Genomic DNA, 338 nt, shown 5'->3' with positions numbered 1-338 from the left:
CCCGCATTATCACTTCTGCAACAGAGTGGCGCGAAATGAGAAACCCTAATATCAGATCGAAAAATACATATTGGAGAGAAAATTGGGAGGCGGTACAAGATCAGGTCGAAACCTTTGAGAACGAGTATCAGCTGACAGAAGGCATTACGATGCACCACACCGGCGGCCACAGCGACGGCCACAGTGTCATCGTCTTAGAAGACGGCGGGGAGACGGCTGTGCATTTTGCCGACCTGATGCCGACGAATGCGCATAAAAATCCGTTATGGAATCATACGTAGAACAACTAGCCCTACACTAATATTACCCCACTTCCGATACACGACGCGCTTCCGACA

1 pseudogene is annotated in these 338 nt (G+C 49.7%); it reads left to right on the top strand.

The annotated features are described in order from the left end of the window. Positions 1-269, top strand: a pseudogene (locus SB660_RS19435) (MBL fold metallo-hydrolase); the annotation flags it as partial. Positions 270-338: the final 69 nt, after the last annotated feature.

This window comes from Bacillus sp. SIMBA_005, from assembly GCF_046535585.1.
GTDB lineage: Bacteria > Bacillota > Bacilli > Bacillales > Bacillaceae > Bacillus > Bacillus pumilus.
The sequence above is the reverse complement of the archived record's forward strand: the minus strand, read 5'-3'. Positions and strand labels throughout refer to the sequence as shown.